This is a genomic window from Bradyrhizobium sp. WSM4874, from assembly GCF_055811835.1.
Genome location: NZ_JBVVPR010000077.1, coordinates 1 through 14,276 on the forward strand (window position 1 = coordinate 1; position 14,276 = coordinate 14,276).

Consider the following 14,276-nt stretch of genomic DNA (forward strand, 5'->3'; position numbering starts at 1 on the left):
CTAAACCGACTGACCGTCAGCCCATAACCGCCGCCGCCTGACCGGCCCGCTCGTCACCAAAAATTGGCGATAGCTCGTGTGTCCGGTCGCCTGGCTCTTGCCAGAATTGGTAGGTTCGTTCCGCGCAGTACTCCGCTAAACGACTAGAGCCCTTCTGCCGGAAGTAGGCGGTGCAACTTAAGACCAGAAGCACTCGAGGAGGGGCGACTTGGTAAGAATGAACATGGCGACTCTGACCAGGAGTAGAACTCCACAAGTAGGACGGTCCGCTCCCTCTCTCAAAGGAGAAAACCACATGACCACTCGCACGCCATGGAACGCACCCGACGATATGAAAATGCCTCTTGACCTGGTGAACCGGTTGATGCCAGCGGGACGGAAACTCGCCAAGCCAGATATTGTTGAGCTATGGCGCAGTAAGGTCAGCGCAAACGCGTCAAGTGTTATGCTCGGCGCTATTGAGTTAATTGAGCAGGGGTTCGCCCCAGCGGCGATGGGGCGCGATGTGGCTTGCTGCTGCTCCCCCTGTTGTTGTGCAACTACTGTCACAAATCCGATAGGAAGTCGCGTGAACTCGCCGTCTTGTGCTGAAGAGGCGAACACCGGACAAGGGGAATAGTCCCGCGTTCGTTTCGACCGGAGCCGGCTGCATGCAAGTCATGTCGATCTGGGTAACAATGTCTAATGGCTCCGAATGGAACGGAGACCTCGGTGCCTTCCGAGAGACTCTGGCGCTTGAATACCTAGCCAAGGGCATCTTGATTGCTGGCCATGAGGCCAGGATTGACTTGGACCGATTGGCGGTAGCACCGCCCGCGTGTTCGTCTGATTTTGGCGAATCCAGAGCGTATGTTATGCACGTGCGAGCGGCGACTGCAAGAAGCGGCAGAGATCAAGCGGCTGCGCACCGGGTACATCACCCTTGCAGGCGGAGGCCGTGCGACCTTCCTGCCGGATCCGTTTTTGAACGGTCCATTGAATACGTCGTGCCCTGTGAGGGCATGACGCCGCTGAAATCTTTGCTGAAGCGGAATGACGGTTTCAAGAGCCACGTCTCCATTTTCGGTCTGCGGCCGTCTGCCCGAGCGGGAGGAGTTCACATTAGGGCCCGTCCGATCACGGTCATCGCCGACGGCGTGCCTCAATCTCCACCGCACATGAAGCGGGAGTTCCGCGACCGCAAGTTCAGCGACCGGATGACGCCAGCCGCTAGGATACCCGGCAGCTTCGGCCCTGCGCCTAAGGTTCTGATCTGCTCGCTCGGGAAGATGAGCGTCGGACATTATCAGCGGCGCGATAGCGATTGCTGGAGCAGGATTTCGTTTTCCGCATTGGGAAACGAGGCATTCATGAACGGGCAGCAGCAGATGACGGCCTCGGCCGAGATGCTGCGTCTCGACGGCTGGATCAAGCGTTTTTTCGCAGGCGCCCACACCGCCCACATCTGCGTCTGCAGGCGGTGATGCGGGCGCGGCGGTGCCCTGGGGGCAGCGCTTATTTGTACGAATCGATCTCGACGCTCGATGCAAACATTGTCTGGGTCAAGGTGCTAGCTCGCAGCTCGCGTGATTACACCTCAGAAGAAAGCCAAGTGGCTCATCCGGTTCGTGGAGTGCCGAGTTACTCAACAGTTTCGATCGAACAACCAGGGCTCGCGGCCGGCGGTCGGCCATACGGAACTGTTTCGCAACACGTGACGGGGCCGCCCCGGTCGCGCTCCCGCGGGAGAGGGTAGTGGAATGGATACAGAGGCTACCTTCACCGCGCTGCCGGTGCAAATTGTCGATCTCTCGAACGGTATTCTGGTTCGCCGTGGCGCGACCCGATTACAAATCGAGGGCCCCGGCCTTCGGCTGGTCCTTGAGCTGATTTTCGCGCTAGCCTGCGCGGAAGGTACATCGAAAGCGGAAATTAGCGATCTGGTCTTGCCCAGATTCACCGGTCTCAGCGAACGTGATGTGAGCTTGCTTGTCGACAACCTGATCGCCAGTCGTCTGCTGCTGCCGCGCGTAGCTGGCAGTTCCGAGACAGACAGCGACCCATCGATACAGATTTTCCGATGGCAGTGCGGCGAACGAGAGGGCCGCTCGCTGGCGCAAGTGCGGCTTGCGATTGCCGGCGTCAACCAGATTGCGCGCGAGCTCAAATCGGCGTTGTTCTCTTCTGGCATCGAACAGGTGGCCGTGATCGACGATCCAGCCTTGCGCAGCACACGGCTGTCCCACAAAGATGGCACCATCGATATGGCGGCGTGGGCCCACGCCATGCCGCTGCAGGAGGAACATTGCGCCTCCTTGCTGGACTCCAGGATCGATCTCCTGCTAGCGGCGAGCGAGTTTGGCAATCAACATGCATTTCGTAGATGGAATCAACTTTGCGTCGAACACAGGATCCCCTTCTTGCCGGTCCTGCTCACGGACAACATCGGCCAAGTCGGCCCGCTGGTGCAGCCTGGCCACGGGCCCTGTCTTGAATGCTTGCGAGCCCGCCAAAATGCCAATCTTCACCGGCCCGATGCACTTCGGGCGTGCGAAGAGACAGGTCAGCTGCACCAGGATGCGATTGGCTTCCTACCGGCAACGGCGAATGTCCTCGGCGGCATCGCCGCCATCGAGGCAGTTAAATATTGGCTCAACGCTCGCGATTTGGAGAGTCTAGGGTACATGCTGGAATTCGACCTATTAAAGTCTGTGATGATCAGACGCAAGGTTCTCAAGATCCCGCGCTGCCCTGTCTGTGCGGCCACAAGGACGCAGTCATCGATGCAGCTCTCGAAAACGCCCACTATTTAGGATTTCTCATGAATGCGCCGGAATTTAGCAATTTGGCTCAGGTGGTCGAGGGCATTGTGGACGAGAAGGTCGGCCTTGTCGCTGTGCTCGAAGAGGCCCGGCCCGAACCCGGCGCACCTAACTTCTTCCATTTCCGGGCCACAGCGTGCAACACGGCCGCGTTTGCCCGGCAGGTCAACTTCCGCCATTCCGGCGGCGCCTCCACAACCCGCGACGGCGCCATGGCCAAGGCGATCGGGGAAGCGTTGGAACGCTACTCGCCCGCGTTGTACGACGTGGAGCAACTGCCGCTGTTCTCTTGGCAGAATGCTCATTGCGCAGCAATAGACCCCGACGAATTCGCGCTTTACACCGCGGATCAATACCGGCAACCCGGCTTTCCTTTCGTTCCGTTCCGGAAGCACACCGAGATCCGTTGGACTCCCGCGATGGATCTGCGCAGTGGGTGCGAGGTTATGGTGCCCGCCTGCCGGGTGTTTATGCCCTATCTTTTCTATCTCGGCTCCGGTGAGAATCCGATTGATCAGCCGATCTCGACCGGCCTTGCTTGCCACGGCAATTTCGCAAAGGCCGCCATTACCGGGCTCTGTGAAGTGATCGAGCGTGACGCAGTCCTGATCGCGTGGCAGGCGGGGTTCAGTCCGCCTTCTATCCGGATCGAAACCTTGTCCGACGACCTTTATGATATCGTGCAGCGTTTCTCATCCAAGAGCTTGAAGGTCGATATGTTCGACATCACCACTGACAATCGTGTGCCGACCATCCTTAGCACCATGCGCGGCCTCAATCCCGAGCAGCCGGCGCTCGTCGTTGCTGCGGCTTCCTCCCTGAACCCAGCGGAGGCCGCGCGCAAGAGTCTAGAAGAACTTGCCCATTCCCGCCGTTATTGCCAGTGGGTCAAGTCCTACGTTCCGCGTCTGAAGCCGGATCCGCCCGCATTTGACTGTGTCGTCGATCAGATGACGCATTTAGGTTTCTATGTTGATCATGAGAATCTCCACTATGCTTCATTTTTGTTCGCCTCCGATCGCCGCGTAGACTTCGGATCAATGGCAAACGGGGCAACTGGTGATGATGGCGAGGACCTGAAGCAGCTGGTTTCTAGGATTGCCGCGACGGGGGAGCGCGCGCTGATTGTGGATTTGACCTCGACGGACGTTGCCAGCCTCGGGTTGACCGTAGTGCGGGCGTTAATCCCTGGCTATCAGCCGCTGCATATGGGCTTCAAACTGAGATCGAGAGGCGGGCGGCGGCTGTACGAAGTGCCGCAGCGTCTAGGATATCCCGGGATAGGTGCCGGGGAGATGGATACTGCGGCGCCCCATCCCTATCCATAATGGAATGACATGGAACCTACTAATTGGCTAAAACAGCGTGAGACCGAAAACAACGAGGAGCGGCTTTGGGAGCTATTTCATGAAAACTCGAAAGTGACGGGTTTTCATCGAGGCTTCTTCACCGGGGCGATCGCACGCCAGATGGCGGAGCAATATGATCACTTCGCCTTCGACGGCTGTGCGCGTGTTCCGCTGCCGACGGTTGGCGAGCTGGCGTTGCCGCTCGGGGTCGCGATCCGGAGGCGACGGACACCACAAACCCTCGCCCCTGGACGGAGCATTCGGCTCGGCGAGCTTTCCAGCTTGGTGTTCCACGCGGCTGGGATCACGCGGCTCCAAAGCAACGGGTTGTTTCCGCGACCATTCCGGGCGGCGCCCTCCGCGGGCGCCATGTATCCGCTTGACCTTTTCGTCTACGCCGCGCAGGTAGAAGGCCTGCCGACGGGCCTGTATCACTATAATCCCCACCGGCACGATCTTGCCGCTCTGGTCCAAGACGATTGTTCACGGCAGCTTTCCGACGGGCTGGTGCAGTCCGAACTTGCTTATAACGCCATCTTCCTGGCCTTTATCGTCGCCACCTTCGAAAGGTCCACACAGAAATATCAAGAACGGGGATACCGGTTTGCGCTGATAGAGGCCGGCCACATCTGCCAGAACCTGCTGCTCGCCGCAGTTGCCCACGATCTTGCCGGAATGCCGATCGGCGGGTTCTACGACGCCAGGATGGATGCGTTTCTCGAACTCGACGGGGTCACCCATGCAACCGTTTATGCAGTTGCCATTGGGGCACCACCGCTCGCACCACCCAAAGATCACTCCATGGAATAGTCACGCCATACAATTGGCTCAGAGGTGCTCCCGCTCGATGCGTTCAGCTTCTCGGCCGTATCCCTCGGAAGCTTGGCTGGCTGCCCCGCTACCGACCTAGGCTTTCTCGACTAGTGCAGCCTCTGGGGCGTGCAGCCAAACCTGGTCGCGAGTGACGTCACTGCCGCCCAGCGCGAGGAATGTTTGCCGGCGTGATCCAGAAAGATCCGACCGCTCAGGTCCGCACCTCGCGCGAAGCCTACCGTCCTCTTGGTCGTCATTGCTCCCCTCTCAGGACTTAAGACCTCTGAACCGCCCCGGGATTGCCCGAGGCCATTTGAGTTTAAGATATGCCGCAATGGCCGGTTTTTCCAGCATCGCGTAGTAGCGTTGTTCGGCCTCGGCCGGCGGGATGTTGCCGATGGGCTCCAGGGCCGCCGGTAGTTGAACCAGTCCATCCATTCCAGGGTCGCGAACTCGACTGCCTCGAAGCTGCGCTATGGCCCGCGCCGATGGATCACCTCGGCCTTGTAGAGACCGTTGATGGTTTCGGTTGTCATAGGAATCTCCAACACTGCCGACCGAAGGCTCTACAACGGCTTCAGCCAGGCGTTCGGTGTATTTGATCGAGACGTATTGGGCCGATTCAACCGATCGTCGCAATACTTTGTGTATGGCTCACTCGGAGCAATACGTCGAGAGCTTCCGCTGGTGCTTCCAGCCGAGGGTTTCCGGGGCCTGGTGTTGAGTGCAAGAGCCACGCGCCTCAAGGTCATGGGCGTGTGTGCATTGAGAGGGGTGCCCTTTGGGAAGTACTGGCGCAGCAATCCCCTGGTGTTCTCGTGGTACTGCGCTGCCAAGGACTATGAGGATCGCAGAAACACTTGAACGCCTGCGTTGACCTTCAGGCGCCCGTGCTGCGCCAGCTCGGCTCCTTGATCCCACGTCAGCGCCCGCCCAAGTTGCTCCTGCAAGGTGACAATCGTGCGGGTGATAGCCTCGCGCACGGCCTCAGCGCCATGCCCGGCGAGTACGGGTCCATTCTTTACGCGAGCTTCGTGGCTATGGCCCATCATGCGCGGCACATGCAGCAGCATGGTGAATCGTGTCGTGCGCTCCACCAAGGGGGCCGATCCCGGAACTTCCAAGGCCCACGATGAGGTCACCTTCCCAGTGGCCCGGCACGGCTCGATCAGTTGCCTCCGCCGGACGTTGATTGATCATGATTTCGGGAGAAATGAAGCTCCTCTCTTTACGGGCGCGCGCTCTCGGCATTCGCGGGGGCCCGCCCGGTCCGCAAGTAGGCCGTCAGTTCGCGACGCAAAGCTCCTCGACCTTGTACATACAGCGCCTGCTAGATGGTTTCGAAACTGACGCGCATCGGAGTCGAGCCGAAGGCGGCGAGAAATCTGTTCCGGGCTCCACGCCGTCGCCTAGCGCCGGTGCTGTCGATGCACCGCCCGTCGCCCCTCCATAGGACCTTCGGGCCAACGATGGGCACTCCGTCGGGCCTGGCCATCATACCGGCAAGCCTGTTTCGCACATAATTTTGCAGAACTGGATTACCGCCAAGTTCGTCGGCTTTGGCCGTCGGGCGGACCGATCAGCGTGCCATTGTGCCGTGGTCGCTCGATACTCCCGAGCACCGTTGCGCCTGGCGCCATTGGGCTTGAGTTCGCGCGATGTCGTACACGGCGGCCGCTTCAGCTGCCGAGCAATGGCTCGTATGCCAAACAACTGCGCAAGCAGGATCGCAATCTCTTCGCGTTCGGCGAACGTCGCCCAGACGGCACTCTTGATGACGGTGAGAGATGCGTTGGTCGCATACCGCCCGCCCTTCGGGAGCGTCGCACTCCACCAGTTAGCGACATCTCGGCATCAGTCGCAGCCCTCTTCGCTCCACCATCCCAATGCAATGGCGATCCAGAACTGCCTGCAATTCTCGCGGCACGCCCGATTCAATAACCGCATCGAACCTCCTTTGCTTCGCGTTGCGACGACCGGCTGAATCCGCTTTGGCTGCCCTGTCGCTGTGGTGCACGAGCTGCGGTTTGCAGCCGACTTGGCTGCAATCGAGGTCACTGCCTACCAGCGCGACGGGGGCTCGCTGGTGTGATCCAGAACCATCCGAACCGCTCGAGTCCGGACCTTGGGTGAAAACTTGTTCGTGGTCTTGCTCGTCATGGCTCCATCCCCTCAGGAGTTGCAGCCTCCGGCAAACCCGGGCAGGTTCAAATCGGCTGACAAAGAAGCATCAGCGTGCGATCATGAAGCATTCCGCCGATATGGAGGCGCAGCTGGTGGAATCGCTAGGAGCTGTTTCTTCGATCAATATGCGGATTCCGACGAAGCCGGCCATGCATTCCAATTCGAAGCCGGCCGGGTATTCCGATCTGAAGCCGGGCCACCCGTGGCGTCGTTCGCATGGGTCAATTTCATTGATGTCGTCGAGGGCTGGGAAGGTCAAGAGACCGGTTGATCTTGAGCGGTTTGCTTCTGCTTCCTCGATTAAAGCTCACCGGTGCGCCTCCGGCGGAAGCGGGGGGAGCACAACCAAGCCATCGGCCGCTCGCGCGGAAGCCGCACGACAAAAATCCATGCGCTGAGCGATCCGCTCTGCCCGCGGGTCGTCCTGCATCTGCCCCCAGGCCAGGCTGCTGATATTGCGGCGGCGCCCGATGTTCTGGCGCTCGCGCCGCCGATGAGCGCGCTCCTCGCCGACAAACAAATCCAACTGCGTCGTCATCAATCGCTTCAACAAACGCGCCTACAAAGGCCGTAATGTCATCGAGCGCTGCTTTTGCAAAGGACTTCCGGCGCATCGCCACCCGATACGACAATGTAAGGGTCCGCCACTGGCCGTGCGGCGCGAAGCTCCGCAAGCGCACCCCTTGGCGGCCCCAGCCCCGCAGCGGGACCATATTGGCTTTGGATCCAGGTCTCGTCGATGAAGACCAGCCGGCCCGGATCGACCGCAGCCTGCCAGGATTGCCAGCGTTTGCGCCTGCGAGAGACGTCAGCGCGAGCCTGCTCAAGGGCGAACAGTGTTTTTGTATCGGAGTCCCTCCCGGCGCAGGAACAGTCAGACCGCGTTGTGCGAGACCTTGACCCCGTGAGCTGCCAGCTCCGCCTTCAAGCCATGCAACGTCAGGTGCGGCGTCTGAGTGATCCGCCCGACGATGAAGGCACGGTTGGGTTCGAGCACAGGATTGCGTTGGCCGCTCATCTTGCCGGGCGCAACCGAACCGGTGGCCGATGCCGCTGCGACGACTTCACAACTGACGAGACCGCAACGCCAGACCGTTCCGCCACGGACCGGCAGCTCTCGCCTGCCAAAGCCGACGCCACAACGCGCTCGCGAAGAACCAGGGAAAGCGGTCGGGTCATGCGATGCTGGCCTCCAATCCAGTCAGCATTTTGAATCATAAACGGACAAGATCCGGAATCCCCTCGATTCAATTAAGAAAGGAAACGCTTTAACCCCGGCAGAGGCTCCACCAATCGAAGCGGAGACTCTGTTCAGAAGACCGGGACCAGCTCTGTTAGCCACCCAGGGCACAACCGAACGCCCAACAGCTTGGTGGCGCCGTTCCCATAAAATCCAAGAGCTGACGCAAATGAAAGCGGCTTGCCACGAGTGGGCGAGGGTGGCCGACGACTTAATGGCCGCTGCCTTGCTGAAGACGGCAGAGAAACACGGCGGCAGTTCTTCACCCCTACGACCGCGGTCGCCTGAACGGACTGAAGTTTGCGGTTCGACGCGCCTGGTGAGCCAGATGCCAAAGAAAGCCCCGCGCGAGCGGGGCTTTCCTTCAGAGCCTTGAGAATCAATACGATCCGACGACTGGCCCGCCGAACTTAAAGTTCATGCCAACCTTGGCCACCGACAGCTTGTTCTTAACATCGTTGGCGATTGCGGGGTCGCCTGCGAAGGCCGAGAAATCGCGCGCGATGCTCTTCTTGTCGAACTCGACATAGTTATACTCGATGAATGCGCTCCAGTTGGGCGAGAACGCGTATTCCGCACCGAAGCCCAGCAGCCATCCCCACGTGGTGCTGGAAGAACTCACAGCCCCGCCGCCGAAACCCACAGGGACGCTGAAGTTACGATCGGTGTGCATCCAGGCTGCACCTCCCTTGAGGTACACAAGGGTCCGGTCGGCAACAACACCGCCGACCCGACCCGACACGGTCGCCAGCCAGTCGCTCTTGGACGTGCACGATGCACCAACTCCGAGGCACGGTGTGGTGCCCTTCACGTCCGTACCAGCGATGTCGCCGTGGACCCCAAAGACAGTCCAACCGGACTGCCAGTTGTAGCCAGCCTGTCCTCCGCCGAGAAATCCGCTTCTGCTGTTCTGGGTGACCGCGATTCCACCCGGAGCGGGCACTCCTGTGATCGCGGTCAGCGAGGTCTCGGTGGTGCCCCAACCTGCGCCGGCGTGGGCGCCCATATAGAAGCCCGTCCAGCTCCAGACCGCGGCGGGAGCCGCCATCGGCACCTTCATGGCCATGTCGGCGGCGAAGCTCAGGCTGGTGGAAGCGAGGAGAATAGCGGCAGCCGCGATCTTTGTTTTCATCGTGAGTCCTCGTAGAAAACAGTTGTAGGAGCCTTCATAAAGCAGGTGTGGACTGTGGGTGCAGCTACCAAAATTGGCAGGCTCCGGTTAGGGATTTGGATGTCCGAAAAGTGCTTACGCGAGCTTTTTGCGCTCGGGACGATGCTGCGGCACTGGGTCTCCGGACTCGCCTCATAAGATCCCCTCGAAGGCTGCCATGTGACAGCGCAGGACCGTCTGGATGTCCTGGTGGAGGACGAAGTCATCGCTGCGGGATCTCGCGCTGGGAGAGCGGTTTAGCCAGGCATGGAAGCGCCACCGCGACACTCCTAGTGCATCGCATAGCGATGCCACCGGCCAGATCGTCCGGTGCTTCGCGACGAAGGCAAACTTCATGTCGCTTCCTTCGCGAAGTAAGCCGCGGCGCTTTTTAGGATATCCCGCTCGGCCTTCAGCTTGGCGACCTCACGGCGCAGCCACTCGATCTCCTGCTGCTCCGGCATCATCTGCCCGTGGCCGGGAAACGCTTGCGCCGGGTCGGAGCCAAACTCCCTCACCTCGTTTGCGGAGAACATTCTCATGAACATCCAGGTCATGGCCGGCTTGCGCCACCGACACCCGACGTTCCCGGACCACCTTGACCGCCTCCGCCTTGAACTCGCGACTGAACTTCCGTCTCTTCATCGCCACCTTCGGCTTCATGACACACCTAATCTCGCTGTCCATCAAACCGGCAGCAGCTCAGTTGGAGAGTTCAAAAGGGAAGCTCAGCAAAAAACCATTCAAAGCGCCGAGTGACATTGAAACATGAGGGATCGACTCATTGTGGCTCCGCCAGCTACTCTACGGAAGTTGGAGGAGTGTCCAGGAGCGACGCTGTGTCGCGTGCGTATAGGCCGTGAATGAAGAAGGATCTGCGAACGGCACGCTGGTACTCGTTGTCCAATTCCAACCGGTGGCCACCACGAACCAACAGGAAGCCGGCCTTGCAATAGGCCGATGCGATGGCCTTCCCTATTGCCGGAGAGAATACGACTAGCCGATTACCTAGAGCCGAAGTACGTTTGCTTCGGCGGCCTTGCAGCTTGAAAGGATAAGATTGTGACCATCGATATCGCAAAGATCAGCGAAATGGACCGCCGATCGGTGCTCCATCCTTTCACACAATTGAAGGAGTTTGCGACGGGGGAAGCCGGCGATCCAACCATCGTGGAGACCGGCAAGGGGATTCGCATACAGGATGCCACGGGCAAGGAATTGATTGATGGTTTTGCCGGCCTCTACTGCGTCGACGTCGGCTACGGCCGAGCAGAAGTTGCCGAAGCCATTTCGAGGCAAGCTTACCGGCTCGCCTACTATCATTCCTACGCTGCGCACACGACCGACGAGTTGGCCATCCTCTCCGATCGACTGGTGAAGATGGCGCCAGGCAAGATGAGCAAGGTGTTCTATGGAATGTCTGGCTCGGACGCCAACGAGACGCAGGCCAAGCTTGTCTGGTACTACAACAATCTTCGGGGGAAGCCGAAAAAGAAGAAGATTATTTCAAGAGAGCGGGGATACCACGGCTGCAGCATCATCGCCGGTTCGATGATCGGTATGAGCTTCTATCACGATCACATGGACCTGCCATTTTCAGCGATAGTCCATACAGGCGTCCCGCATCATTATTGGGCGGCACATCCGGGCGAAACCGAACTGGAGTTTTCGAAACGTCGCGCCGCCGAGCTCGATGAGCTTATTCAAAGGGAAGGGCCCGAAACCGTCGGCGCCTTCATTGGCGAGCCTCGGCACCGGCGGTATCACGCCTCCGCCGGAGGGCTACTGGGAAGCGATCCAAGCCGTGCTCCGCAAACACGACGTGCTCCTGGTCGCCGACGAAGTGTTTACCGGCTTCGGTCGCACTGGTTCGATGTTCGGGTCTCAGCACTACGGGATAGAGCCCGATCTGATCACTATCGCCAAAGGTTTGACCTCCGCTTACTTTCCACTGTCTGGTGCAATCGTTAGCGAGAAGGTCTATCAGGTCACGGAAGACGCAGCTGACCGTGTCGGCGCGTTCTCCCATGGCTATACGTACTCCGGCCATTCGATCGGCGCTGCTGCGGCGAACGCAGTGCTCGACATCGTGGAGAGGGAAGATCTACCTGGCAGGGCCGACACCGTCGGTACTTACTTCCAGGCCCAGTTGCAAGCCAAGTTCGCGCAGCTACAATCGTCGGCGAGGTTCGCGGTGTCGGACTCATGGGAGCCATCGAATTCGTCGAAGATCGTGAGAGGAAGACCCGCTTCGACCCGGCGCTTAAAGTTGGTGCACGGGTTTCTAAGGCGGCGCGCGATCGTGGGCTGATCGCCCGAGCCACGCCGCATGGCGATATTTTGGGCTTCGCGCCCGCGCTCGTCATCACGAAAGCCGAATTCGACGAATCGTCTCTATTGCAGAATCCGCTGTTCGCTCGGTCATGGACGAGCTGGTCTACGAGGGACATAAGCTTTAGTGCCGCTGTTGCTTGACGCGCGGCAAGCACGAAAAAAATCAGCCGCTCGCCACGACGCAAGGAGCGAATTTGAAAGTTGACGCAAGAAGGCCGTGGTAACCGTCCACGGCCCTCTGCTTCGACAGATCAGCTCATCGTTGGCATTACAAATTCGGCGCCTGACCGGATGCCGGTCGGCCACCTCGTCGTGATTGTCTTGAGCTTGGTGTAGAATCGGACTCCTTCAGGACCATGCATGTGGTGGTCGCCGAAAAGAGACGCTTTCCAACCACCGAACGAGTGGAACGCCATCGGCACCGGGATCGGGACGTTGATGCCAACCATTCCCACCTGAATTTGGTGCGCAAACTGACGGGCTGCGTCACCATCCCTTGTGAAGATAGAAGTGCCGTTGCCGAATTCATTGTTGTTGATCATCTCGGCTGCCTCATCATAAGACCTGGCGCGTGCCACCGCGAGGACCGGACCGAAGATCTCTTCACGGTAGATTTTCATGTCGGTGGTCACGCAGTCAATCAGACTTCCACCGATGAAATATCCGTTTTCATAGCCCTGGCGCCGGAAATCGCGTCCGTCGACAATCAGCTTTGCACCCTGTTCGGCGCCCGCGTCGATGTAACTCCGGACCTTGTCGAGGTGCGGCTTTGTCACCAAGGGCCCCATTTCAGCCTCGGGATCGGTGCCGGGACCGATGTTCAGGGCGCGGACCTTGGGGGCCAGCTTTTCGATCAGCCGCTCAGCGTGGTATCCCCGATGGGCACCGCACCGAAATCGCCATGCAGCGCTCGCCAGCAGAGCCATAGGCTGCACCCATGAGCGCCTCGATCGCCTGGTCCAGGTCGGCGTCCGGCATGATAATCATGTGGTTCTTGGCGCCGCGAAGAGCCTGGCAGCGCTTGCCGTGGCGAGTGGCCGTCTCATAGATGTAACGGGCAATCGGAGTGATCCACAAAGCTCACTGCCACGAATCGGGATCGGTCAGGATGGCGTCCACCGCCTCCTTATCACCGTGCACGACGTTGAAGACTCCGTCCGGCAGCCCGGCCTCCTTCAACCACTGCGCGAGAATGAGCGACGCTGACGGATCCCGCTCCGAGGGCTTCAGGATGAAACTATTACCGCATGCGAGCGCCACCGGAAACATCCACAGAGGCACCATGGCTGGAAAGTTAAACGGTGTAATTCCCGCGACCACTCCAAGCGGTTGACGCAAAGAGTAACTGTCGACGCGCGTACCTAGGTTTTTGGTGACTTCTCTTTCAAGGAGTTGCGGTGCTGCGGTCGCGAACTCGACGACCTCCATGCCGCGCTGGATCTCGTCTTTTGCGTCCGAGAGCACCTTTCCGTTCTCGGCGGTGATGACCTCGGCAAGCTCGTCGATCCTGTCTTCCATGATCCGCAGAAAGCGGTTGAGAATGCGCGCGCGTGGCAGCGGAGGGGTGTTAGCCCAAGCCGGAAAGGCTCTCCGGGCCGCCGTGACTGCGGCCTGAACGTCTTGCGCCGTAGCCAGGCCCAGAGTTGCGGATTGCTCGCCGGTGGCCGGATTGTAGACGAGCGAAGTGCGGGTGCTCCGGCTAGGTACCAACTCACCATTGATGAAATGCGGAATAGTCGCCGCCATGGACTCTCTCCTGTATCAGCGCTTGATCAACTCCCCTATGGAGCGCATAGAATTGCGCATCAAGGGCCGAATTAGCGGCTCGGTTGTGCAGAAAGTATAGTCGATGGATTGGGAGCGGGTCCGGATGTTCCTCGAGGTTGCGCGCGCCGGGCAGATTCTGAAGGCCTCAAAGAACCTGCGCCTGAATCATGCAACGGTCACTCGCCAGCTCACAGCGCTGGAGCGTAGCCTGAAAACCAAATTGCTCGAAAGGCACACGTCAGGCTGCACATTGACGGCTTCCGGTGAGGCCCTGCTCGCTGCGGCCGAGCGCGCAGAAAGCGAATTTCTAAAAGTGGGGTCCAGCATAGGCTCTGACGCATATTCGATGATCGGGATTGTTTTTATGGCGCGCCAATCAGCCTAGCCTGAAGGAGATCGAGCTTAGCGCGCCCGTACATTTGCCGTTTGAACAGCTTGAGCTTGGTGATCTGAGCTTCCACTTGGCCATTGGACCATGGTTGCGTGATAGCCGCGTGCACCGCGCCCTTATCGTTGGCAATGCCATTCGCGAACGAGGCAATGAGGCTCCGCTTGGATTCCTCAATCCAAGGTTCGAGCTCCATCTCGGCCTTCTTTCGGATCATCGCGTGGAAGCGGCCAACGAGAGCTTGGGCATC

At 59.5% G+C, this 14,276-nt stretch carries 8 protein-coding genes and 8 pseudogenes; 7 read left to right on the forward strand and 9 right to left on the reverse strand.

Annotation, left to right across the window (positions count from 1 at the left end; translation table 11 throughout):
* The first annotated feature begins 1,001 nt into the window (after window positions 1–1,001).
* From AC0L3P_RS37740 to AC0L3P_RS37755, 4 genes are all read left to right on the forward strand, one after another.
* Entirely contained in the window at window positions 1,002–1,463 is a 462-nt protein-coding gene (locus AC0L3P_RS37740; RefSeq protein ID WP_473309141.1) for a hypothetical protein, read from the forward strand.
* A gap of 276 nt (window positions 1,464–1,739) precedes the next feature.
* Window positions 1,740–2,792 carry a TOMM precursor leader peptide-binding protein gene (locus tag AC0L3P_RS37745; protein WP_473309142.1) on the forward strand — a complete coding sequence of 351 codons (1,053 nt, stop codon included), beginning with the start codon at window positions 1,740–1,742 and terminating at the stop codon, window positions 2,790–2,792.
* Between the two features lie 8 nt (window positions 2,793–2,800).
* Window positions 2,801–4,129, forward strand: coding sequence for a YcaO-like family protein (locus AC0L3P_RS37750; RefSeq protein WP_473309143.1), 1,329 nt, complete (start codon window positions 2,801–2,803; stop codon window positions 4,127–4,129).
* A 9-nt stretch (window positions 4,130–4,138) separates the two neighbouring features.
* Window positions 4,139–4,960, forward strand: a complete 822-nt coding sequence (locus tag AC0L3P_RS37755) for a SagB/ThcOx family dehydrogenase (protein ID WP_473309144.1) — start codon at window positions 4,139–4,141, stop codon at window positions 4,958–4,960.
* 270 nt (window positions 4,961–5,230) lie between these two features.
* On the opposite strand, the pseudogene AC0L3P_RS37760 reads toward AC0L3P_RS37755, so the two are convergent.
* From AC0L3P_RS37760 to AC0L3P_RS37770, 3 pseudogenes are all read right to left on the reverse strand, one after another.
* Window positions 5,231–5,593, reverse strand: a pseudogene (locus AC0L3P_RS37760) (integrase core domain-containing protein); the annotation flags it as partial.
* A pseudogene (locus tag AC0L3P_RS37765) lies at window positions 5,586–6,910 on the reverse strand (IS30 family transposase). The pseudogenes AC0L3P_RS37760 and AC0L3P_RS37765, both read right to left, overlap by 8 nt.
* 25 nt (window positions 6,911–6,935) lie before the next feature.
* A pseudogene (locus AC0L3P_RS37770) lies at window positions 6,936–7,123 on the reverse strand (IS3 family transposase); the annotation flags it as partial.
* Between the two features lie 314 nt (window positions 7,124–7,437).
* Here AC0L3P_RS37770 and AC0L3P_RS37775 point away from each other — a divergent pair.
* Window positions 7,438–7,783, forward strand: a pseudogene (locus AC0L3P_RS37775) (transposase family protein); the annotation flags it as partial.
* Here AC0L3P_RS37775 and AC0L3P_RS37780 read toward each other — a convergent pair.
* The 3 genes and pseudogenes from AC0L3P_RS37780 to AC0L3P_RS37790 all read right to left on the reverse strand — a co-directional run.
* Window positions 7,780–8,326 (reverse strand): annotated as a pseudogene (locus tag AC0L3P_RS37780) (transposase); the annotation flags it as partial. The pseudogenes AC0L3P_RS37775 and AC0L3P_RS37780 sit on opposite strands and share 4 nt — an antisense overlap.
* A 440-nt stretch (window positions 8,327–8,766) precedes the next feature.
* Complete coding sequence (locus tag AC0L3P_RS37785) at window positions 8,767–9,519, reverse strand: outer membrane protein (RefSeq protein WP_473309145.1); 753 nt, start codon at window positions 9,517–9,519, stop codon at window positions 8,767–8,769.
* A gap of 231 nt (window positions 9,520–9,750) precedes the next feature.
* Window positions 9,751–10,182: pseudogene (locus AC0L3P_RS37790) on the reverse strand (transposase); the annotation flags it as partial.
* A gap of 417 nt (window positions 10,183–10,599) precedes the next feature.
* On the opposite strand from AC0L3P_RS37790, the pseudogene AC0L3P_RS37795 reads away from it, so the two are divergent.
* Window positions 10,600–11,996 (forward strand): annotated as a pseudogene (locus AC0L3P_RS37795) (aminotransferase).
* A gap of 126 nt (window positions 11,997–12,122) precedes the next feature.
* Here AC0L3P_RS37795 and AC0L3P_RS37800 read toward each other — a convergent pair.
* Together AC0L3P_RS37800 and AC0L3P_RS37805 are read right to left on the reverse strand one after the other, a co-directional pair.
* Entirely contained in the window at window positions 12,123–12,797 is a 675-nt protein-coding gene (locus AC0L3P_RS37800; RefSeq protein ID WP_473309146.1) for an aldehyde dehydrogenase family protein, read from the reverse strand.
* Window positions 12,733–13,617: pseudogene (locus AC0L3P_RS37805) on the reverse strand (aldehyde dehydrogenase family protein). The gene AC0L3P_RS37800 and the pseudogene AC0L3P_RS37805 overlap by 65 nt, the downstream one beginning before the upstream one ends.
* Before the next feature lie 103 nt (window positions 13,618–13,720).
* Between AC0L3P_RS37805 and AC0L3P_RS37810 the strand changes: the two are divergent.
* The gene (locus AC0L3P_RS37810) at window positions 13,721–14,023 is read left to right on the forward strand and encodes a LysR family transcriptional regulator (RefSeq protein WP_473309147.1); all 303 of its coding nucleotides are present in this window, start codon (window positions 13,721–13,723) and stop codon (window positions 14,021–14,023) included.
* Here the strand turns inward: AC0L3P_RS37810 and AC0L3P_RS37815 are convergent.
* On the reverse strand, window positions 14,001–14,276 hold a 276-nt coding region (locus AC0L3P_RS37815), incomplete at its 5' end, for a transposase (protein WP_473309148.1). The genes AC0L3P_RS37810 and AC0L3P_RS37815 overlap by 23 nt on opposite strands.

Coding starts and splice junctions, on each gene's coding strand:
- AC0L3P_RS37740 (WP_473309141.1), top strand. CDS start 1,002: ATGACGCCGCTGAAATCTTTGCTGAAGCGGAATGACGGTTTCAAGAGC.
- AC0L3P_RS37745 (WP_473309142.1), top strand. CDS start 1,740: ATGGATACAGAGGCTACCTTCACCGCGCTGCCGGTGCAAATTGTCGAT.
- AC0L3P_RS37750 (WP_473309143.1), top strand. CDS start 2,801: ATGAATGCGCCGGAATTTAGCAATTTGGCTCAGGTGGTCGAGGGCATT.
- AC0L3P_RS37755 (WP_473309144.1), top strand. CDS start 4,139: ATGGAACCTACTAATTGGCTAAAACAGCGTGAGACCGAAAACAACGAG.
- AC0L3P_RS37785 (WP_473309145.1), bottom strand. CDS start 9,519: ATGAAAACAAAGATCGCGGCTGCCGCTATTCTCCTCGCTTCCACCAGC.
- AC0L3P_RS37800 (WP_473309146.1), bottom strand. CDS start 12,797: ATGGCTCTGCTGGCGAGCGCTGCATGGCGATTTCGGTGCGGTGCCCAT.
- AC0L3P_RS37810 (WP_473309147.1), top strand. CDS start 13,721: ATGGATTGGGAGCGGGTCCGGATGTTCCTCGAGGTTGCGCGCGCCGGG.